This is a genomic window from Corynebacterium sp. HMSC06G04 (assembly GCF_001807365.1).
In the GTDB taxonomy this organism is placed as follows: domain Bacteria; phylum Actinomycetota; class Actinomycetes; order Mycobacteriales; family Mycobacteriaceae; genus Corynebacterium; species Corynebacterium simulans.
Genome location: NZ_KV788623.1, coordinates 213,008 through 230,388, shown reverse-complemented (window position 1 = coordinate 230,388; position 17,381 = coordinate 213,008). Strand labels below are relative to the sequence as shown.

Annotated in this window: 18 protein-coding genes; 5 read left to right on the top strand and 13 right to left on the bottom strand. The window is 59.0% G+C overall.

The features are described from left to right. The first annotated feature begins 50 nt into the window (after positions 1–50). Positions 51–623, top strand: a complete 573-nt coding sequence (locus HMPREF3158_RS10360) for a TetR/AcrR family transcriptional regulator (RefSeq protein WP_061922406.1) — start codon at positions 51–53, stop codon at positions 621–623. A gap of 5 nt (positions 624–628) precedes the next feature. Here the strand turns inward: HMPREF3158_RS10360 and HMPREF3158_RS10355 are convergent, their stop codons facing one another. Further along, a complete protein-coding gene (locus HMPREF3158_RS10355; RefSeq protein WP_061922403.1) occupies positions 629–1,297 on the bottom strand; it encodes an SDR family oxidoreductase in 669 nt (222 codons plus the stop codon). Between the two features lie 38 nt (positions 1,298–1,335). Between HMPREF3158_RS10355 and HMPREF3158_RS10350 the strand changes: the two genes are divergently transcribed. Together HMPREF3158_RS10350 and HMPREF3158_RS10345 are read left to right on the top strand one after the other, a co-directional pair. Continuing rightward, a complete protein-coding gene (locus HMPREF3158_RS10350) occupies positions 1,336–1,605 on the top strand; it encodes an ACT domain-containing protein (RefSeq protein ID WP_049062390.1) in 270 nt (89 codons plus the stop codon). A gap of 2 nt (positions 1,606–1,607) precedes the next feature. Next, positions 1,608–2,972 carry a PFL family protein gene (locus HMPREF3158_RS10345; RefSeq protein ID WP_061922400.1) on the top strand — a complete coding sequence of 455 codons (1,365 nt, stop codon included), beginning with the start codon at positions 1,608–1,610 and terminating at the stop codon, positions 2,970–2,972. On the opposite strand, the gene HMPREF3158_RS10340 is transcribed toward HMPREF3158_RS10345, so the two are convergent. From HMPREF3158_RS10340 to HMPREF3158_RS10285, 12 genes are all read right to left on the bottom strand, one after another. After that, positions 2,973–4,067: an ATP-binding cassette domain-containing protein gene (locus tag HMPREF3158_RS10340; protein WP_070498442.1), complete on the bottom strand. Its 1,095-nt coding sequence runs from the start codon at positions 4,065–4,067 to the stop codon at positions 2,973–2,975. After that, entirely contained in the window at positions 4,058–4,741 is a 684-nt protein-coding gene (locus tag HMPREF3158_RS10335) for an energy-coupling factor transporter transmembrane component T family protein (protein ID WP_070498440.1), read from the bottom strand. Before HMPREF3158_RS10335 ends, HMPREF3158_RS10340 begins: the two co-directional genes overlap by 10 nt. Next, positions 4,738–5,487 carry a glycosyl transferase family 9 gene (locus HMPREF3158_RS10330; RefSeq protein WP_070498438.1) on the bottom strand — a complete coding sequence of 250 codons (750 nt, stop codon included), beginning with the start codon at positions 5,485–5,487 and terminating at the stop codon, positions 4,738–4,740. The genes HMPREF3158_RS10335 and HMPREF3158_RS10330 overlap by 4 nt, the downstream gene beginning before the upstream one ends. A 106-nt stretch (positions 5,488–5,593) precedes the next feature. Next, positions 5,594–6,532: a nucleoside hydrolase gene (locus HMPREF3158_RS10325; protein ID WP_061922389.1), complete on the bottom strand. Its 939-nt coding sequence runs from the start codon at positions 6,530–6,532 to the stop codon at positions 5,594–5,596. A gap of 53 nt (positions 6,533–6,585) precedes the next feature. Then, positions 6,586–8,217: an ABC-F family ATP-binding cassette domain-containing protein gene (locus HMPREF3158_RS10320; protein ID WP_070498436.1), complete on the bottom strand. Its 1,632-nt coding sequence runs from the start codon at positions 8,215–8,217 to the stop codon at positions 6,586–6,588. Positions 8,218–8,337: 120 nt separating this feature from the next. Next, positions 8,338–8,745, bottom strand: coding sequence for a metal-sulfur cluster assembly factor (locus HMPREF3158_RS10315; protein ID WP_062040871.1), 408 nt, complete (start codon positions 8,743–8,745; stop codon positions 8,338–8,340). Next, entirely contained in the window at positions 8,746–9,195 is a 450-nt protein-coding gene (sufU, locus tag HMPREF3158_RS10310; protein ID WP_061922380.1) for a Fe-S cluster assembly sulfur transfer protein SufU, read from the bottom strand. It abuts the gene before it with no gap. Next, positions 9,195–10,439, bottom strand: coding sequence for an aminotransferase class V-fold PLP-dependent enzyme (locus HMPREF3158_RS10305; protein ID WP_061922377.1), 1,245 nt, complete (start codon positions 10,437–10,439; stop codon positions 9,195–9,197). Before HMPREF3158_RS10305 ends, sufU begins: the two co-directional genes overlap by 1 nt. Positions 10,440–10,447: 8 nt before the next feature. Then, a complete protein-coding gene (gene sufC, locus HMPREF3158_RS10300) occupies positions 10,448–11,206 on the bottom strand; it encodes a Fe-S cluster assembly ATPase SufC (protein WP_061922373.1) in 759 nt (252 codons plus the stop codon). Between the two features lie 29 nt (positions 11,207–11,235). Continuing rightward, a complete protein-coding gene (sufD, locus tag HMPREF3158_RS10295; protein WP_062040877.1) occupies positions 11,236–12,417 on the bottom strand; it encodes a Fe-S cluster assembly protein SufD in 1,182 nt (393 codons plus the stop codon). Then, positions 12,418–13,863 carry a Fe-S cluster assembly protein SufB gene (gene sufB / locus HMPREF3158_RS10290; RefSeq protein ID WP_061922366.1) on the bottom strand — a complete coding sequence of 482 codons (1,446 nt, stop codon included), beginning with the start codon at positions 13,861–13,863 and terminating at the stop codon, positions 12,418–12,420. Between the two features lie 16 nt (positions 13,864–13,879). Continuing rightward, a complete protein-coding gene (locus HMPREF3158_RS10285) occupies positions 13,880–14,563 on the bottom strand; it encodes a helix-turn-helix transcriptional regulator (RefSeq protein ID WP_070498434.1) in 684 nt (227 codons plus the stop codon). A gap of 149 nt (positions 14,564–14,712) precedes the next feature. Here HMPREF3158_RS10285 and mptB point away from each other — a divergent pair, with 149 nt between their 5' ends. Both mptB and HMPREF3158_RS10275 read left to right on the top strand, forming a co-directional pair. Next, positions 14,713–16,440 carry a polyprenol phosphomannose-dependent alpha 1,6 mannosyltransferase MptB gene (gene mptB / locus HMPREF3158_RS10280; RefSeq protein WP_062040887.1) on the top strand — a complete coding sequence of 576 codons (1,728 nt, stop codon included), beginning with the start codon at positions 14,713–14,715 and terminating at the stop codon, positions 16,438–16,440. Positions 16,441–16,446: 6 nt separating this feature from the next. Beyond that, complete coding sequence (locus HMPREF3158_RS10275) at positions 16,447–17,376, top strand: ABC transporter ATP-binding protein (protein ID WP_061922357.1); 930 nt, start codon at positions 16,447–16,449, stop codon at positions 17,374–17,376. Positions 17,377–17,381 lie beyond the last annotated feature (5 nt).

Genomic DNA, 17,381 nt, shown 5'->3' with positions numbered 1-17,381 from the left:
GGTTAGAACTAAATATTTCTAACTTGCTATCTAGAAGAAACGGATTTTCTATGCCCATCGTGAGTGATGCTGAGCTCAACCGACGTCGACATGACATCCTCGTTGGTGCACGCAAGTGTTTCGCCGAGCATGGCTACGAGGGAGCTACGGTCCGCCTTCTAGAAGAGGCCACGGGCAAGTCCCGCGGCGCCATCTTCCACCACTTTGGCGACAAAGAGTCATTGTTCTTGGCGCTGGCGCGTGAAGACGCTGCCCGCCAGGCGGAGGTCGTTGCGAATAACGGCTTGGTCGAAGTAATGAGTGAGATGCTCCGCCACCCAGAGCGCCACGATTGGCTGGCTACTCGGTTGGAGATCTCATCGCTGCTGCGGACCGATCCTTCGTTCCGCGCGCGGTGGGTGGACCAACAATCGGTGCTTTCCGACGCAGTCCGTGCCCGCCTACAGTCCAACGCTGAGGAAGGTCGCATGCGCGACGACGTCAGCGTGGACACGTTGGTGCTCTACCTCGAGACCTTCATGGATGGCTTCATTTCCCGCCTAGCACTCGGTGACCACGCTGGTCTTAGAGCTGTGCTAGACCTCGTGGAGCAAACCATCCGTAAAGATAAAGCGGGTGCCTAGCCGGCTTAAATACTGCTGACTGGATTCTCGCCATCGATGAAGGCCAACGGGCTAGCCGGAAGGCTCTCGCGGCCAACAACTTCAGTAATCACCTCGGCAACCAGCTCACGGCTAGTCTGGCCGTGAGGATTCGTATCCTCGATTACCTCGATGCCGCCCGCTGGCTCTTCCGTAAGCGCAGATGGGCCGAGGATGACATAGTTCAGTTCAGAAGAATTCAGGCGGTTGTCTACTGCCTTCTTTGACTCAACGTAGGCGTACCAAGACTCATCATTGGGATCGGTCTCGTTGTGCGTTGCGCCAACGTAGGAGATCATCACGTAATCAGGTACCTTTTTGCCCTCTGCTTTGAGCAGCTCTAGGGCGTCGATAGTTGCCATTGCGCCATCGCGATCTACAGCCCAGGTAAGGTCTGCGCCGCCACGGCCGCCGTTACCGGCACCCCACACCACGGTGTCGAAGTCCGCGAAAAGCTCAGCCCATTCTTGGGCGCTGGTCTTTGTGATGTCCTTCAGCACTGCGGTAGCGCCTAGGTTTTCAATCTCCTCCACTTGGGACTCGGAGCGGATCAGCGAATGAACGTTGTGGCCCACTTTTAGCATCTTCGGGGTGGCAAGCAGACCGACCTTTCCGTGTCCGCCAATGTAAAGTACTTTCTTTTTCGTCAAAGTCATGGCCCCCACCGTACGTGAAGAGCGATAGAATTTAATCCATGATTGCCATTATGACTGTTACCGGTGCGGATAGCACCGGAATTATCGCTTCTGTTACAACCAGTCTCGCTGAACTTGGAGTCAACATCGTTGACGTCTCCCAGACCTTGATGTCTGGCTTCTTCACCATGATTCTGCGCGTGGAATTTGATGAATCTGAGGTTTCGATCCAACAGATTCAAGAGCGCATGAATAAGGTGGGCGAAGACATCAACCAGTCCATCCGTGTTCAATCCGAGGCGCTGTTTACAGCGATGAACGAGATCTAGATATGCTCAATCGCTTTAATACCGTAAGTATCCTCGACACGATCGAGATGATCGATAAGTACCGTCTCGATATCCGTACCGTCACCATGGGTATCTCGCTGCTTAGCTGCACGCGCTCTTCTATGGACGCTACAGCACAGGCTGTCTATGACTTGGTCACCGAGCGAGCCAAGCACTTGGTGGAAGTCTGCGAAGGCATCGAGCAAGAGCTCGGCATCCCGATCGTGAACAAGCGAATCTCGGTGACCCCGGTCAGCCTGATCGTGGCTGGTGTCGACGGCAACCCGGTCGAGGTAGCCAAGGCCCTGGACCGTGCCGCAGCTGAGACCGGCGTCAACTTCGTCGGCGGCTACTCTGCTCTCGTGGAAAAGGGCGCCACCACCGCGGAAAAGAAGCTCATCAATTCGATCCCTGAGGCACTGTCCACCACGGAGCTCGTGTGCTCCTCCGTAAATATCGCGTCCTCCCGCGCGGGCATCAACATGAATGCCGCCAAGCGCATGGGCGAGGTCATCAAGGAGGCCGCCGAACTGACCAAGTATCAGTCGGCGATCGCCTGCGCCAAGCTGGTGGTCTTTGCAAACTCCGTGGGCGACAACCCGTTCATGGCGGGTGCCTTCCACGGCATCGAGGAACCGGATTGCGTGGTTTCCGTGGGCGTTTCCGGCCCCGGCGTGGTTGACCGTGCGTTGGGCAACCTCGAGGGTGCCACCCTGGATCAGGTTGCCGAGGAGGTCAAGAAGGCCGCGTTTAAGATCACGCGTGCTGGCCAGCTCGTGGGCAACATGGCCTCCGAGCGCCTTGGCGTTCCTTTCGGCATCATTGACCTTTCCCTGGCACCGACGGCCGAGCTCGGCGACTCAGTGGCACACATCCTCGAGCACATGGGCCTTGACCAGGTCGGCACGCACGGCACTACCGCCGCGCTGGCGCTGCTTAACGACGCAGTGAAGAAGGGCGGCATGATGGCGTGTTCCCGCGTCGGCGGCCTTTCGGGTTCCTTCATCCCGGTCTCCGAGGACAAGGGCATGATCGACGCAGTGCGTTCCGGTGCCATCTCCATGGACAAGCTGGAAGCCATGACCGCAATCTGCTCGGTCGGCTTCGACATGATTGCGCTTCCTGGCGATACCTCTGCGGCAACTATTGCCGGCATGATTGCTGATGAAGCCGCCATCGGTGTGATGAACCATAAGACCACCGCGGTCCGCGTTATTCCAGTACCGGGTGCCAAGATTGGCGACGAAGTCAACTTCGGTGGTCTGCTCGGATACGCTCCGGTCATCCCGGTCAACACCGTGGGCAACTCTACGTTTGTCAATCGCGGCGGCTTTATCCCGGCACCGGTCCACGGCTTCCGAAATTAATCAGCAGTGTAGAGCTAGAGAGGTGACCTGCGCATAAGCCGCAATTTCTTCTACGAAACGAGGTTCATGGCAGGTCACCACGAGGGCTGCTCCCCTTGCTAAAGCGTGGTGCATGAGCCGGTGCACCCACGTTGTGCCCCGGGCGTCGAGAAGCGTGTCTGGCTCATCCAACATCACGACCTCGCGCCCCTGCGCCACCACGTGGGCAATCTGTGCTACGCGTAGCTGGGACATAGAGACGTCCAGCGGATGATCATCGAAGGCAATCTCGGCGGAAAGCTGCCTCAAGAGTTCTTCGGGTAGACTCCCTTCCCCGATCCACTGGGCGATGGTGGGTTCAATAATCTGATCTAGCGGCGACTGTAAAGCCAGCGATGTGCTCGCATGCACAGGAGCATTTCCGTCGAGGCCGGCCATCGCGCGCAACAGCGTGGTCTTGCCGGAGCCGTTGTCGCCGCGCAGCCACAGCACGGCGCCGTGCTGCAACCGCAAATCCACCGGCCCTACCGTGAAAAGCTTGGAGTCCACAGGTTTCAGGTTCCACCACCGCCTGCGCCTGCCACCGCGCTTGGCTTGAATACCGTCTAGAACGATTGCCTCACCAGACGGGACAATCGCTTCCAGTTCTTGGCCGCCCTGCGCGAGCATCTGTGTCTCGTGCTCGACCAACACCACGGCTGTTTGATCCAACTTTCCTAAGTAGGCCGCGATGCGTTCGCGGGAATGCGCGTCTAGGCCGGCCCATGGCTCAACAATAATCAGGATTTCCGGTCGCGCGATGGCGACTTGTGCCAGTGCGAGCCGACGCGTTTGACCGCCCGAGAGCGTGGCGGGATTGCGGGTGCCATCAAGGTCGACATCGCCAAGCGTGGCGTCAACACGCTGGGCCATCTCCTCGCACTGCCTGCCTTGGTTCTCCAAGGCCAAAGCCAGTTCCTCACGCACGGTATCGCGCAGAAAAGTAACGTGCGCAGCGGCAAAGGAACCAATGACAGTATTTACGCCTAACTCCCGCGCGAGTTCCTGTGCCACCTCATCGGCGTTTTCCTCAAAAGCGACGCTCAAGGTGTGGATTTCACCAGGTTTTAGCTCCATATCACCGCTCCCAAGATGCTAAATACTGGCAAGGTCCAGCGCAATACTTGCTGGAACTTACTATCTGGTACGGGGACCAGCACTGTACGTTTGCCCGGGGTATCGAAGCCAATGGCTCCCAACGCATGCCCGCGGCTTGCGCCTTGGGTAAGCAAGCGTGCGATGACCGGAATGATGACACGGGGTGCAACATTGCCCAAGTGAATCTTCGCCCCGGCGAGGCGGTTAGCATCGCGTACTCCGGCCACCGTTGCAGCACCCTGCGGCAATGATTGGAGCGACGCCCCCACAACATATGCGGCCTTGTGTCCAAACCGCGAGGTTTGCAGCCATTTGGCTACGTCACTTACCTTTAGTGCTGCCGCTGCAGCGAGGATGCATCCCATGAGCGTGGCGAATCGCAGCGAAAGCTCAGCTGCAAGCCACAGCCCGTCACTGGTTAAAAAGGGCGCGAGGCGATTATCACCATAGGGCGCATGGATAAGCACCATCGAGGCGGCAGCGGGAAGCGCCAATACCGCGGTGGTCGCTACCACGGAGATGGAGCGTGACCAGATGGTGCCGCATATAAGCCATACGCTAAGCAGCACAAAGTTAAGCCAGGGCTGGTTTATCGCCACGACGAGAAACCACGTTGATGCGGCCGCACTGAAGATAGTTGCGGGATGAATCATAGCTGAGGGCGCAGCGATTCCAGGGTGCGCTTGGGCAATGCCTTGACGGTGGCCCACACGATCAAAAACACGATGATCTTATCGAACGGATCGGAGATAAAGGACTGCAACGTCACCGATGCGAGTAGAGAGTTTCCCAACTCGCGGAAAAGCGAGACCACAGCGCCCGTACCCAGGCCGGCTGTTCCTCCATAAACGAAAGCCGCAACCGGTGCCGCAAGCATGCCGGAGATGATGCCGATAACAGCACCAGAGGCAACAACGCGCCACCACTTCTTAAACGCGCCGTGGGAAATAGCCCACCCGGAAAGGTACCCAGTAGCTGCAGAAACGGCCGCAAACGGAAGTGCTGCGGGATTGATGAGTCCCCACACCACCGAAGACAACGTGCCCGTGGCAAGGCCTGCGATTGGCCCGGCAAGAGCGGCTACGAGGATCGTGCCGACCGCGTCCAAATACAAAGGCACTCCGATAGAACCGATGATCTCGCCTACCACGATGTTTAAGACCAGAGCTACTGGAATGATCGCGATAGTACGGGCTGGAAGAACGGGCAATGTGCCTGCCAACAAAAACACGGCACCGCCCACATAGCCGCCCAAGGTAATGAGTGCCTCGGTCGAACCGGCTACTGATTCCCAAGAGGTCGGACGCACGAGGACCAGATAAATCCACGTCGCTGCAACCAAAAGGCCGCCGGCCAGGACCATAGCCTTGCGCGCAGGCGTTAGAGATAACTGTGACATAAAAAGAATTCTCCAGATAAAAGAAATGAAAGAAGGAAAAGCAAACGGATCTGCTTTGGATTTAATGCCCTATGTCACCTCGGGCAACGCACCAATAATAGGCAGACTAGGCGTGCTTGCTCAAAATCCGCGCGGCGCGGAGAAACTCAGCATGCGCGCCGGGGATATCCACGGCCTGCACGAGCCGCGCATTATGCGGCAGATCCCAATGCCCACGCAAGTCCGCGACGCTGGTTCCTCGCATCAACTGTGAATCCGCTTCGACCGCCACGGTGGTCTCTTGCTTTAGGTAGTCCACGCGCTCGAGCGCAATCATGCACGTTAAAAGGTCATGGATTTGTGCTTGGTATCCCTCGCCCTGCGCGCGGTGAAACTCGAAGTAAAAACGGAGGATCTCCGGAAGGTGCGCCTTCACGGGGTGCTCCCCCAACTCCTTCATCAGCGCCTCCAGGCGTGGTGGATCGATGAGGAATTGCTCGGTGACCTCCAAAGAGCACAAGGTAGCGTTGACTGTTTCGCGCTGGAGAGCATCAAAGAATTGCTGTGCCGCATGCGGGTCCACCCAGAAATTCCACTCGGCCGTGGGTGTGGTATTGCCTCGATAGTTAATCGCGCCGCCCATAACGCTGACCTTGGAAAATCCTGAAGTGCCGGCCAAGGCGGCGTTTGTTAGCGGGCCGGTGACGACGAGCTCGGCCCGGGCGTCGGCTGCGGCCTGCCAAAGCTCGCGCCAATCGTGGTGCGGCTCAAACTTCGGCGCGCTGACATAACCCAAACCGGCAGCGCCATGAGTTTCAGGTGTGGTCACCAGCTCCGCCTCGAGCGGGACGGGATGGCCCGGCGCAACGGGAACGCCGCCCAGCCCGCAGACCTGCAAGATGAAAGCAGCATTGCGTGCGGTGGTCGAAACATCGACGTTGCCGGCCGTGGTAGTCACTCCCACCAGCTCAATCTCGCCGGCGTGATGCAGCCCCGCGAGATAGAGCAGGGCCAAGGCATCATCAATGCCTGGATCACAATCGATAAAGACCTTGCGTGCTGCCATCTGCTTTCCTCTCTATAGGTCCTTTTAACCTTGGTGTGGAATAGGCCAACGAACTAGGCTAGCTCGACGATCTCCATGTACTCGTCGCTCCACATGTCTTCGTCGCCATCAGGCATGATGATCACGCGCTCCGGCTTTAGGGCCTTAACCGCACCAGGGTCGTGCGTGACCAGGACGACCGCACCGGTGTAAGTGGATAGCGCATCCAGGACCTGTTCGCGCGACTGCGGGTCCAAGTTGTTAGTAGGCTCATCCAGCAGCAAGACGTTTGCGCGCGAGGAAACCAGAGTTGCAAGCGAAAGACGCGTCTTCTCACCACCGGATAAGGTACCGGCGGGTTGCTCCAGCTTGTCGCCGGAGAACATAAAGGCACCGAGGAGGCCACGGAGATCCTGTTGGCCTGCGTCCGGGCAGGCTTCAATGGTGTTCTCCCACACGGTCTTGTTCGGGTCGATGTTGTCGTGCTCCTGCGCGAAGTAGCCGATACGCAGACCATGGCCGGAAACAATGCCGCCCTCACCGTCGGTGCGTTCTACTCCCGCAAGCAGCTTCAGCAACGTGGTCTTACCGGCACCGTTGTAACCAAGAACAACCACGCGGGAACCCTTGTCGATGGCAAGGTCGACGCCAGCAAAGACTTCCAAGGAACCGTACATCTTGGTAAGACCCTTAGCGTTCATCGGGGTCTTGCCGCACGGCGCGGGCTCAGGGAACTTAATGTGCGCGACCTTGTCGGCCACGCGCACTTCGTCCAGTTGGTTCATCATGCGGTCCGCGCGGGCAAGCATCTGCTTGGCAGCGGCCGCCTTGGTGGCCTTCGCACCGAGCTTGGCAGCCTGCTTCTGCAGGGCCGAAGCCTTCTTCTCCGCATTGGCGCGCTCACGTCGGCGGCGAGCTTCGTCGGTAGCACGCGCATCCAGGTACTTCTTGAAGCCCATGTTGTAAATGTCGGCCTCGGCGCGCACTGCATCAAGGAACCAGATCTTGTTGCACACGGCCTCAAGGAGGTCCACATCGTGGGAGATCATGATGAGACCGCCCTCGTGCTTGGACAAAAAGCTGCGCAGCCAGGTGATCGAGTCAGCGTCCAGGTGGTTAGTCGGCTCGTCCAGCAGCAGGGTTGTCTGGGATTTGCCCGAGCCAGCCGACGCTGCGAAGAGGATCTGTGCAAGCTCCACGCGGCGGCGCTGACCGCCGGAGAGAGTCTTCAACTGCTGGTCAAGGATGCGCTGCGGCAGGCCCAAGTTATCGCAAATCTGCGCGCACTCGGAGTCTGCTTCGTAACCACCCAATGAGTGGTACTCCTCCTCCAAGCGGGAGTATTTGCGGATGGCCTTGTCACGGAATTTATCGTCCGTGGCGTTTTCCATTAGCTGTTGCTGCTTAGCCATGCGGCGCTTGATATCGTCCAAGCCGCGCGCCGAAAGTACGCGCTCACGGGCGGTGATTTCAATGTTGCCCTCACGCGAATCCTGCGGCAAATATCCAATAGGGCCAGAACGGGTCACCGAACCGCCATAGGGCTCCGTCTCCCCTGCCAGGATGCGCATCGTGGTGGTCTTGCCGGCACCGTTGCGGCCGACGAGCCCGATGCGGTCGCCGGGTTGCACGCGCAGGTGCTGGCCGGGAGCGTCGAGAAGCGTACGTGCGCCCACGCGCACCTCGAAATCATTGGTCACAATCACGAGGAATCAGTCTATCAACCGGCGCTAACAGGTCATAGCTGAGCCAAAACCAGAAAACAAGATAAGTCCCGCGGCCATTCGGCGGCGGGACTTATCAAGATGTGGAAGTAAATTGCTCGCCTAAACTGCAAAGCCCAAAGCCTGCAGCATTTCGCGGCCTTCCTCGGTGATCATGTTCGGACCCCATGGCGGCATCCAGACCCAGTTGATCTGGACGGCGTCGGCAAGCTTGTTGCCCACCACTGCGTCTTCAACCTGCTCGCCGATGACATCGGTAAGCGGGCACGCCGGCGAGGTCAGCGTCATGTTGATCTTGGCGGTCTCCTTGCCGTCGACGTCCTCGAGCCAGACATCATAGACCAAGCCCAAGTCCACGACGTTGATGCCCAGCTCCGGGTCAATCACGTCCCGCATGTACTCGGTGATATCAAAGGCCTTGGCAATCTGTTCCTCGGTCTGCGGTGGACGCTCGCCGCTGCCGGAAAAGTTGGCGTTGGAATCCTGATATGGATCTACTGGTTCAGACATTTATTTCTCCAGTTCATTGAGTGCTTCCATGGATGCGGCCTGAAAGGCCTTCCATCCGAGCAAAGCGCATTTGACGCGGGCGGGGAACTTGGCGACGCCGCCGAAAGCAACGCCGTCTCCAATGATCTCATCGTCGCCCTCGATTTCTCCGCGGGAGGTGACCATCTTTTCGAACTCGTCGAGCTTCGCGCGCGCTTCATCCAAGGACTTGCCCACGATCTCCTCCGCCATGACGGAGGTGGAGGCCTGCGAGATGGAGCAGCCTTCGGCATCGTAGGAAACATCCTTTACGGTCTTGCCGTCCTCCGAAAGCTTCACGCGCAAGGTGATCTCGTCACCGCAGGATGGGTTGACGTGGTGAACCTCGGCCTGGCCTTCACGCAAGCCCGCGAATTTCGGGTTCTTATAGTGGTCCAGGATGACGTCCTGATACATCGAATCTAGATTCATTACTCCACTCCAAAGAATTCGCGTGCTGCCTTGACGGCCTCGATGAGCTTATCTACTTCTTCCTCCGTGTTGTAGAGGTAGAAGCTGGCGCGCGCAGTTGAATTGACGTTGCCCGCACGGTGCAGCGGCCACGCGCAGTGATGGCCGGTGCGGATCGCGACGCCGTGGGAATCTAGGACCTGTCCCAGATCGTGCGGGTGCACACCATCGACGACGAACGAGACCGCACCACCGCGGCTTTCGGTATCCTTCGGACCCACGATGTGCAGGCCAGGGATCTGCTGCAGGCCGTCCAGAGCGCGGGCGGTGAGTTTTTGCTCATGCGCATGGATATTGTCCATGCCGATTTCAGACAAGAACTTCACCGCCGCACCAAGACCAACTACTTGGCTGGTCATCTGAGTGCCCGCCTCAAAGCGAGTCGGCGGCGCGGCGAAGGTGGTCTCATCCATCTTCACGATTTCGATCATCGAGCCACCCGTTAGGAAAGGCGGGAGCTTTTCCAGTAGCTCAGCCTTTCCGTACAGGGCACCGATGCCGGTCGGACCACACATCTTGTGGCCTGAGAACGCAGCGAAGTCGACGTCGAGCGCGTGAAAATCCACTGCCATGTGTGGCACGGACTGGCAGGCGTCGAGGACGACCAACGCGCCGACCTCACGGGCGCGGCGCACCAGCTCGTCGACGTCGGCCACCGCGCCGGTGACGTTGGACTGATGGGTGAAAGCCACTACCTTGACGGAATCATCGAGCTCGAGGGAGTCGAGATCGATGCGGCCGTCTTCGGTCATGGAATACCACTTCAGCTGCGCACCGGTGCGCTGGCACAGTTCCTGCCATGGCACGAGATTCGCATGGTGCTCCAGCTCGGTAATGACCACGGTGTCGCCCTCGCCTACGTACAGATCGCCTGCGCGTTCGTCGGAAAGCACGTAGGCAACCTCGTTGAGAGCTTCAGTTGCGTTCTTGGTGAACGCAATCTCATCACGATCTGCGCCCACGAAAGCCGCGATGGCTTGGCGAGCGGACTCGTAAGCGTCGTCAGCCTCCTCCGCCAGCTGATAGGAACCGCGGTGGACCGGAGCATTCGTGCCCAGTACGAACTCCTCCTCCGCCTTCCACACTGGCAGCGGACGCTGGGACGTAGCTCCCGAATCGAGGTACACCAGCGGCTTATCGTCGCGTACGGTGCGGCTCAGGATCGGGAATTGCTCCCTGATGGCAGAAACGTCGAAGTTAGACATTGTCCTTCTTACTTAACGAATTGGTCGTAACCGGACTCTTCAAGCTGGTCAGCCAGCTCAGCGCCGCCGGTCTTGATGACCTGGCCGTTGGCGAAAACGTGGACGAAGTCCGGCTTCACGTAATTGAGGATGCGCTTGTAGTGGGTAATCATCAAGATGCCGCCGTTGGTCTCCTCTTGGAAGCGGTTGATGCCCTCGGAAACAACGCGCAGAGCATCGACGTCCAGGCCGGAGTCGGTCTCATCCATGATTGCGAACTTTGGCTTGAGCAGATCGAGCTGCATAACCTCGTGGCGCTTCTTCTCGCCACCAGAGAAGCCCTCGTTGACGGCACGGTGTGCGAAGGACTTATCGATGGAAAGCTTCTCACGTGCCTCGCTAAGCTCCTTGTTCCATTCGCGCAGCTTCGGAGCCTCGCCGCGCACAGCGGTGACGGCAGAGCGCATGAACTGCGCCATCTTCACGCCCGGAACCTCGGTTGGGTACTGCATGGCCAGGAAGAGGCCAGCGCGTGCGCGCTCATCGACTTCCATCTCGAGGACGTTTTCGCCATCGAGCAGGATCTCGCCCTCGGTTACTTCGTACTTCGGGTGGCCAGCGATGACGTAGGACAAGGTGGACTTACCGGAGCCGTTCGGGCCCATGACTGCGTGGGTCTCTCCGGACTTGATGGTCAGGTTGACGCCCTTGAGGATTTCCTTGGCCTCGCCGTCCTCCTCGTTCGGGAGGACCTGCGCGTGGAGATTCTTGATTTCCAGGGTAGACATTGAGTTAGACCTGCTTTCGGGGATTGTTTCTAGGCGTTGATTTTTTCGAGCTCGTCAATGACGCGGGTTTCTAGATCCTCGCGCAAGGACTCAACTGGAATGCGGGAGATGACCTCGGAGAAGAAGCCGCGGATGATAAGGCGGCGTGCCTCTGCAGCCGGGATACCGCGGGACATCAGGTAGAACAGCTCGAGGTCGTCGAAGCGGCCAACGGTTGCGGCGTGGCCAGCACCCACGATTTCGCCGGTCTGGATCTCCAGGTTCGGGATCGCATCGGCGCGAGCACCCTCAGTCAGGATGAGGTTGTTGTTGGTCTCGTAGGTATCGGTGTTGGTGGCATCCTTGCGGATCAGTACGTCGCCAACCCAGCAGGTGCGCGCCTCAGCACGGCCAGACTCGGCGGAACCGTCAGCATGGGTTTCACCCTGCAGAGCACCCTTGTAGAACACGCGGGAGCGGCAGTTCGGTACTGAGTGGTCAACGAGCAGGCGGTTCTCGAAGTACTGGCCTGCATCGGCGAAGTAGACGCCGAGCATCTCTGCGTCGCCGCCTGGAGCGGTAAAGGCAACGCGTGGAACGATTCGCACGATTTCGCCACCGAAGATGGCGGTGTTGTGGCGCAGAACAGAATCTCGACCCACGGAGGCGACCTGGTGGCCCAGGTGTACCGCGTTGTCTTCCCAGTCAGCGTCGACAACAACGGTGACGTTGGCGCCGTCGCCGACGATGAACTCAACGTTGTCAGCGTGGGTGCCGGAACCGACATACTTAAGCACGACGGTGGCCTCTGCGTGGTGGCCCACCTGGATGGAGGTTGCACCGAAGGAGGTCACACCCTCACCCGCGCCAGTGATGGTGATTTCCACTGGCTTATCCAGCTGAGCCTCAGCATCGATGGTGACCAACTGCGCCTCTGGCATGGAAGACCATGCCTGGGCTGCAACGCGGTCTGCAGGAGCACCCGCCTTGCCTAGGCGGGAATCGTCGGCAGCGATGGTCTCGGAGCTAACGCCTTCCGGTGCGCTGACAGCAATCTTCTGCGCTACCGCCGGAGCGAACTCGCCGTTGTGCAAGCCACGCAGGTTACGCAGCGCAATAAAACGCCAAACCTCGTCGCGACCGTGCGGTACTGGGAAGTCCTCCACATTGAAAGACGTGAACTGATCGCCCTTGGTGACGTCAGCCGGATTGAATTCGTTAGATGCGACCACTTAGCCCACTGATCCTTCCATCTGCAGTTCAATAAGGCGGTTGAGCTCGAGGGCGTACTCCATCGGAAGCTCCTTCGCGATTGGCTCCACGAAGCCGCGCACGATCATCGCCATTGCCTCCTCTTCCGCGATGCCGCGGGACATGAGGTAGAACAGCTGCTCTTCGGAAACCTGGGACACCGTTGCCTCGTGGCCCAAGGTCACGTGGTCATTACGGATGTCGTTATACGGATATGTATCGGAACGCGAATTGTTGTCCACGAGCAATGCGTCGCACTCGACGTTCGCGGTGGAGTTGGATGCGTTCGCGTTGACCTGCACCAGGCCGCGGTAAGCCGCGCGACCGCCGTTGCGGGCGACGGATTTAGACACGATGTTGGAGGAGGTACGCGGAGCCATGTGCAGCATCTTGGAACCGGTGTCCTGGACCTGATCCTCGCCAGCGAAAGCCAGAGAGAGAACTTCGCCCTTGGCATGCTCGCCGGTCAGCCAACAAGACGGGTACTTCATGGTGACCTTGGAACCGATGTTGCCATCGACCCATTCCATGGTGCCGCCCTCTTCCACCTTTGCGCGCTGGGTAACCAGGTTGTAGACGTTGGTGGACCAGTTCTGGATCGTGGTGTAGCGGCAACGGCCGCCTTTCTTCACGACGATCTCGATAACGCCGGTGTGCAAAGAATCGGAGTTGTAGATAGGAGCGGTACAACCCTCGATGTAGTGAACATAAGCGTCCTCCTCAACGACGATGAGGGTGCGCTCGAACTGGCCCATGTTCTCGGTGTTGATGCGGAAGTATGCCTGCAACGGAATATCCACGTGCACGCCCTTTGGAACATAGACAAAGGAGCCGCCGGACCAGCAGGCATTGTTCAGCGCGGAGAATTTATTATCGCCAGCCGGAATGACGGTGCCGAAGTACTCCTGGAGAATTTCCGGGTACTCGCGCACTGCGGTATCGGTATCGACGAAGATAACGCCTTGGGCCTCCAGGTCCTCGCGAATCTTGTGGTAGACAACCTCAGACTCGTACTGCGCAGCAACGCCGGAGACCAGGCGCTTCTTTTCTGCATCCGGGATACCCAGCTTGTCGTAGGTCTCCTTGATATCAGAAGGAAGATCGTCCCAGGTCTGCGCCTGCTTCTCAGTGGAGCGCACGAAGTACTTGATGTTGTCGAAGTCAATAGCGGAGAGATCCGGGCCCCACGTTGGAACCGGCTTCTTGTTAAAGATGCGCAGCGCCTTCAGACGGGATTCCAGCATCCACTCCGGCTCGTTCTTCTTCTCAGAAATATCGCGGACGACGTCCTCGCTGAGTCCTCGGTGAGCTGCCTGGCCCGCTTCGTCGGAATCGTGCCAGCCGTACTCGTAACCACCGATGGAAGAGATGATCTCGTCATCACTCATCTTGGTCTCGAGGCCTGGCGCCGGTTGTGCCTGAGTCATAACCCGCTCCTTTCGTCTAATGCTTTGTTTCCCGGTCTTGGTTAACCGGTGTCAAGGGGATGTTTGTGGTGCAGATTCCATGGCCATCTGCAATAGAAGCCAAGGGCTGCACGTGTTTACCTAACAGGGCAGAAAAGACTTCCTGTTCAGCCTCACATAGTTCCGGATGCTCTGCAGCCACATGGGCGACTGGGCAATGGTGCTGGCAAATCTGCACACCAAAACCGGCACTGTTGACGGTCGCGGCATAGCCATGTTCGTCCAAGACAGCAGCCAACTTTTGGGCCACTTCCTCTACGGACTCATCTTCCCCGATAAGCGGGTGCACGTCCTCAAGGAGCTTTTCAAAGCGGGCCTTTGCAAAATTGCGCACGGCCTCGGCTCCACCTGCCGCCCTTAGGGCGTTCAGGGCATCGGAAGCCAGCGCGTCGTAGGCATGCCCGAATTGTGCACGCCCGCGGTCTGTGAGGCGGAAATGCTTGGCGGGGCGGCCGCGGCCAGCCGCGAGCGACTTACGCTGGACCACCTCCGTGAGCTCTTCTTCCACCAGAATGTCTAAGTGCCGGCGGATACCGGCGGCCGAAAGACCTAGGCGCTCGCCAAGATAAGAGGCCGTAACCGGCCCATCCTTAAGGAGGAGAAGCATGACCTGGCGGCGGGTATCGCCTTCAGTGGTCCTGGTCTCCTTTTCTGGGACCATCTGCTACACCTCCCGTCTTGAAAGCGAACGACTATTTTTAGACAACACTAGTGTTCCCTAATTCATTCCCAATTTCCACCAACGCAGGTACCCGACGTGGCGAGCCCCTCACCCCCAACCCAATTGGCGGCCCGCTAGAGTAAACATCTATGAAACAACGCCTCACTGCTTTCCTCACGGGTATCCGCCAGGATCTCCCGCGTCTTGGCAGTGCGGGATCGCGTTCCGCGCAGCTGCATGCCGATGGAATTAGCGAAGATGCGGCAGGCTCCCTGCCCGGCGCACTCTATGATCTTCTGCCAGATGAAGACGCCGCTCGCCCGCGTACCACCATCGCCCAGCTGCGTGCCTTCTTTGTGCTGCGATGGATAGGCACGCTGGGTGCCATCCTCATCGCCGTCGGCGGCCTTGGGGCCGGCGCACTGCCCGTAGTAGGCAACCCCTATGACAACGTGCCCTTCGGCTCATTGATGTCGCGCATGTTGCAATCGGCTTCTGCTCTCGTCTTCTGCGGCGTAGGTCTGATGGTCACCGCATGGGTGCTCATGGCCCCGTTTGTTGGAACGCCTTTGCGCAACACCGAAAGCAATGGCGAGCATTCGCGGCCGCGCCGGTTGGTTACTGAAAGCCAGCTCTGGCGTACCTGGGCTGGTTGGGTTATCCCACTTGTTTTCACTGCGCCCCTTTTTACCCAGGACATCTATTCCTATCTGGCCAACGGCTCCATCGTCACCCAGGGCCTCGACCCATACTCTGGGGGCCCGGTGGAGCTCCTCGGTTCAGCCGATCCTTTGGCTCGCTCGGTCCCCTTCATCTGGGCTAACTCGCCCTCACCTTATGGCCCCGTCGCACTCGGGTTGGCCGGGATAGTCAGCCTGCTCACCGGCAATTCGATCATCTTGGGGGTTATCGCACACCGGCTGCTTTCGCTAGCCGGCATAATCGCCGCCGGCTGGGCCATCTCGCAGTTGGCTATCCGTTGTCGAGTCTCGCCCGAGTCCGCACTGTGGTTGGGCATCCTCAACCCGCTGACCACGTTGCACCTGGTAGGCGGCATCCACAATGAATCGGTCATGTTGGGATTGGCCTTGGTCGGCGTCGAGCTCGGCCTGCGCGGCGTCGACCGCCTAGGCGGCGCTCCGGCGTGGCTGTACTTTTTATGCTCGGGATTGCTCATTTCATGCGCCGGAATGGTCAAGGTTACGGGCTTCATCGGGCTGGGATTCGTTGGAATGGCGCTCGCCCGCGTGCTATTCATCCGCCGCGGATACTCCACCCCACGCGCCATCGGTAGCGCCGTCGCCCTGCAGTTTTTCATCCTGTTGGCCGCAATTGCCCTTGTCACGCTGACTTCCGGAATCGGGCTTGGCTGGATAACCGGGCAAGGCGGCGCAGCATCCATCCGCTCGTGGTTGTCCTCTAGTACTGCAGTCGGCGTCAGTGCTGGCTTCCTCGGAATGCTCTTAGGTTTGGGCGATCACACCGACGCCATCCTCACTTTCACCCGTACCATCGGTGTCATCATCGCAGCCGGTTTCATGCTGCGTATGTTGCTAGCCACATATCGTGGCAGCATCCACCCGGTAGGCGGCCTCGGCATCGCCACCTTGGTGCTGGTCATCTTCTTCCCAGTGGTCCACCCGTGGTACATCCTGTGGGCCGTGCTGCCCTTGGCGGCGTGGGCCAACCGTCTCATCTTCCGGATCACGGTGGTTATATATTCTGCGGCGATGAGTTTCTTCGTGCTCCCTCGCGGCCTTGGCCTACCGCCCGGCACAATCGTGGTCATTTATACCGCAGCTATCGTGACTTATCTCGTGGTCATGGGACTGTGGATGGTGCTATTACGCCGTTCGCGAATCAGTGTCCTAAACTAGGCACTCGTGAATGCAACTTTCGATGGAGCACCAGCGCTAGAGCTCAGCAACGTGGTCAAGTCCTACGGCGATAAACGGGCCGTCGACGGGCTCAGCTTCCGCGTAGAACGCGGCGAGATGCTGTGCCTGCTTGGACCTAACGGCGCCGGCAAAACCACCACCATCGAGATGTGTGAGGGCTTTAAGAAGCCGACGTCGGGAAGCATCCGCGTCTTGGGCCTTAATCCCAGCACCGATCCCGACGCCGTGCGCGAGCGCATCGGCATCATGCTCCAGGGCGGCGGTTCCTACTCTGGCATCCGCGTACGCGAGATGCTACAGCTCAGCGCCAAGTACAGTGCAAACCCGCTCGATCCCGACTGGCTGATTGAACAGCTGGGGCTTAAAGGAGTGGAGAAAAACACTTATCGGCGCCTCTCCGGTGGCCAGCAACAGCGCCTGTCCCTAGCGCTGGCAATCATCGGCCGCCCGGAGTTGGTCTTCCTCGATGAACCAACTGCAGGACTCGACGCCCAATCCCGCTTGGCCGTGTGGGATCTCATCCGCGCGCTCCGCAATGACGGAGTAACCACCGTTCTGACCACCCACCTGATGGACGAGGCCGAGGCTTTGGCTGACCACGTTGTCATCGTGGACCACGGGCACATGGTGGCGCAGGGTACAACGGCAGAGCTCATGGAATCCACGGGCTCACCGCTCATCACTTTCGAGACAGCCACCGAGGTGGACCTTAACGCGCTCAACGCGGCAGGGCTGCCCACTGAGGCCACCCGCCCACTGCATTACCGCGTGGAAACCCCGGCTACCCCAGACGTCATCGCCCGCCTGGCCCAGGAGCTTGCCCAGCAAGGCGTTACCTTACGCAACCTGGACACCACCCACCGCAACCTTGAGGACGTCTTCCTCGACATCACCGGCCGCGAGCTGCGCAGCTAAGGAGT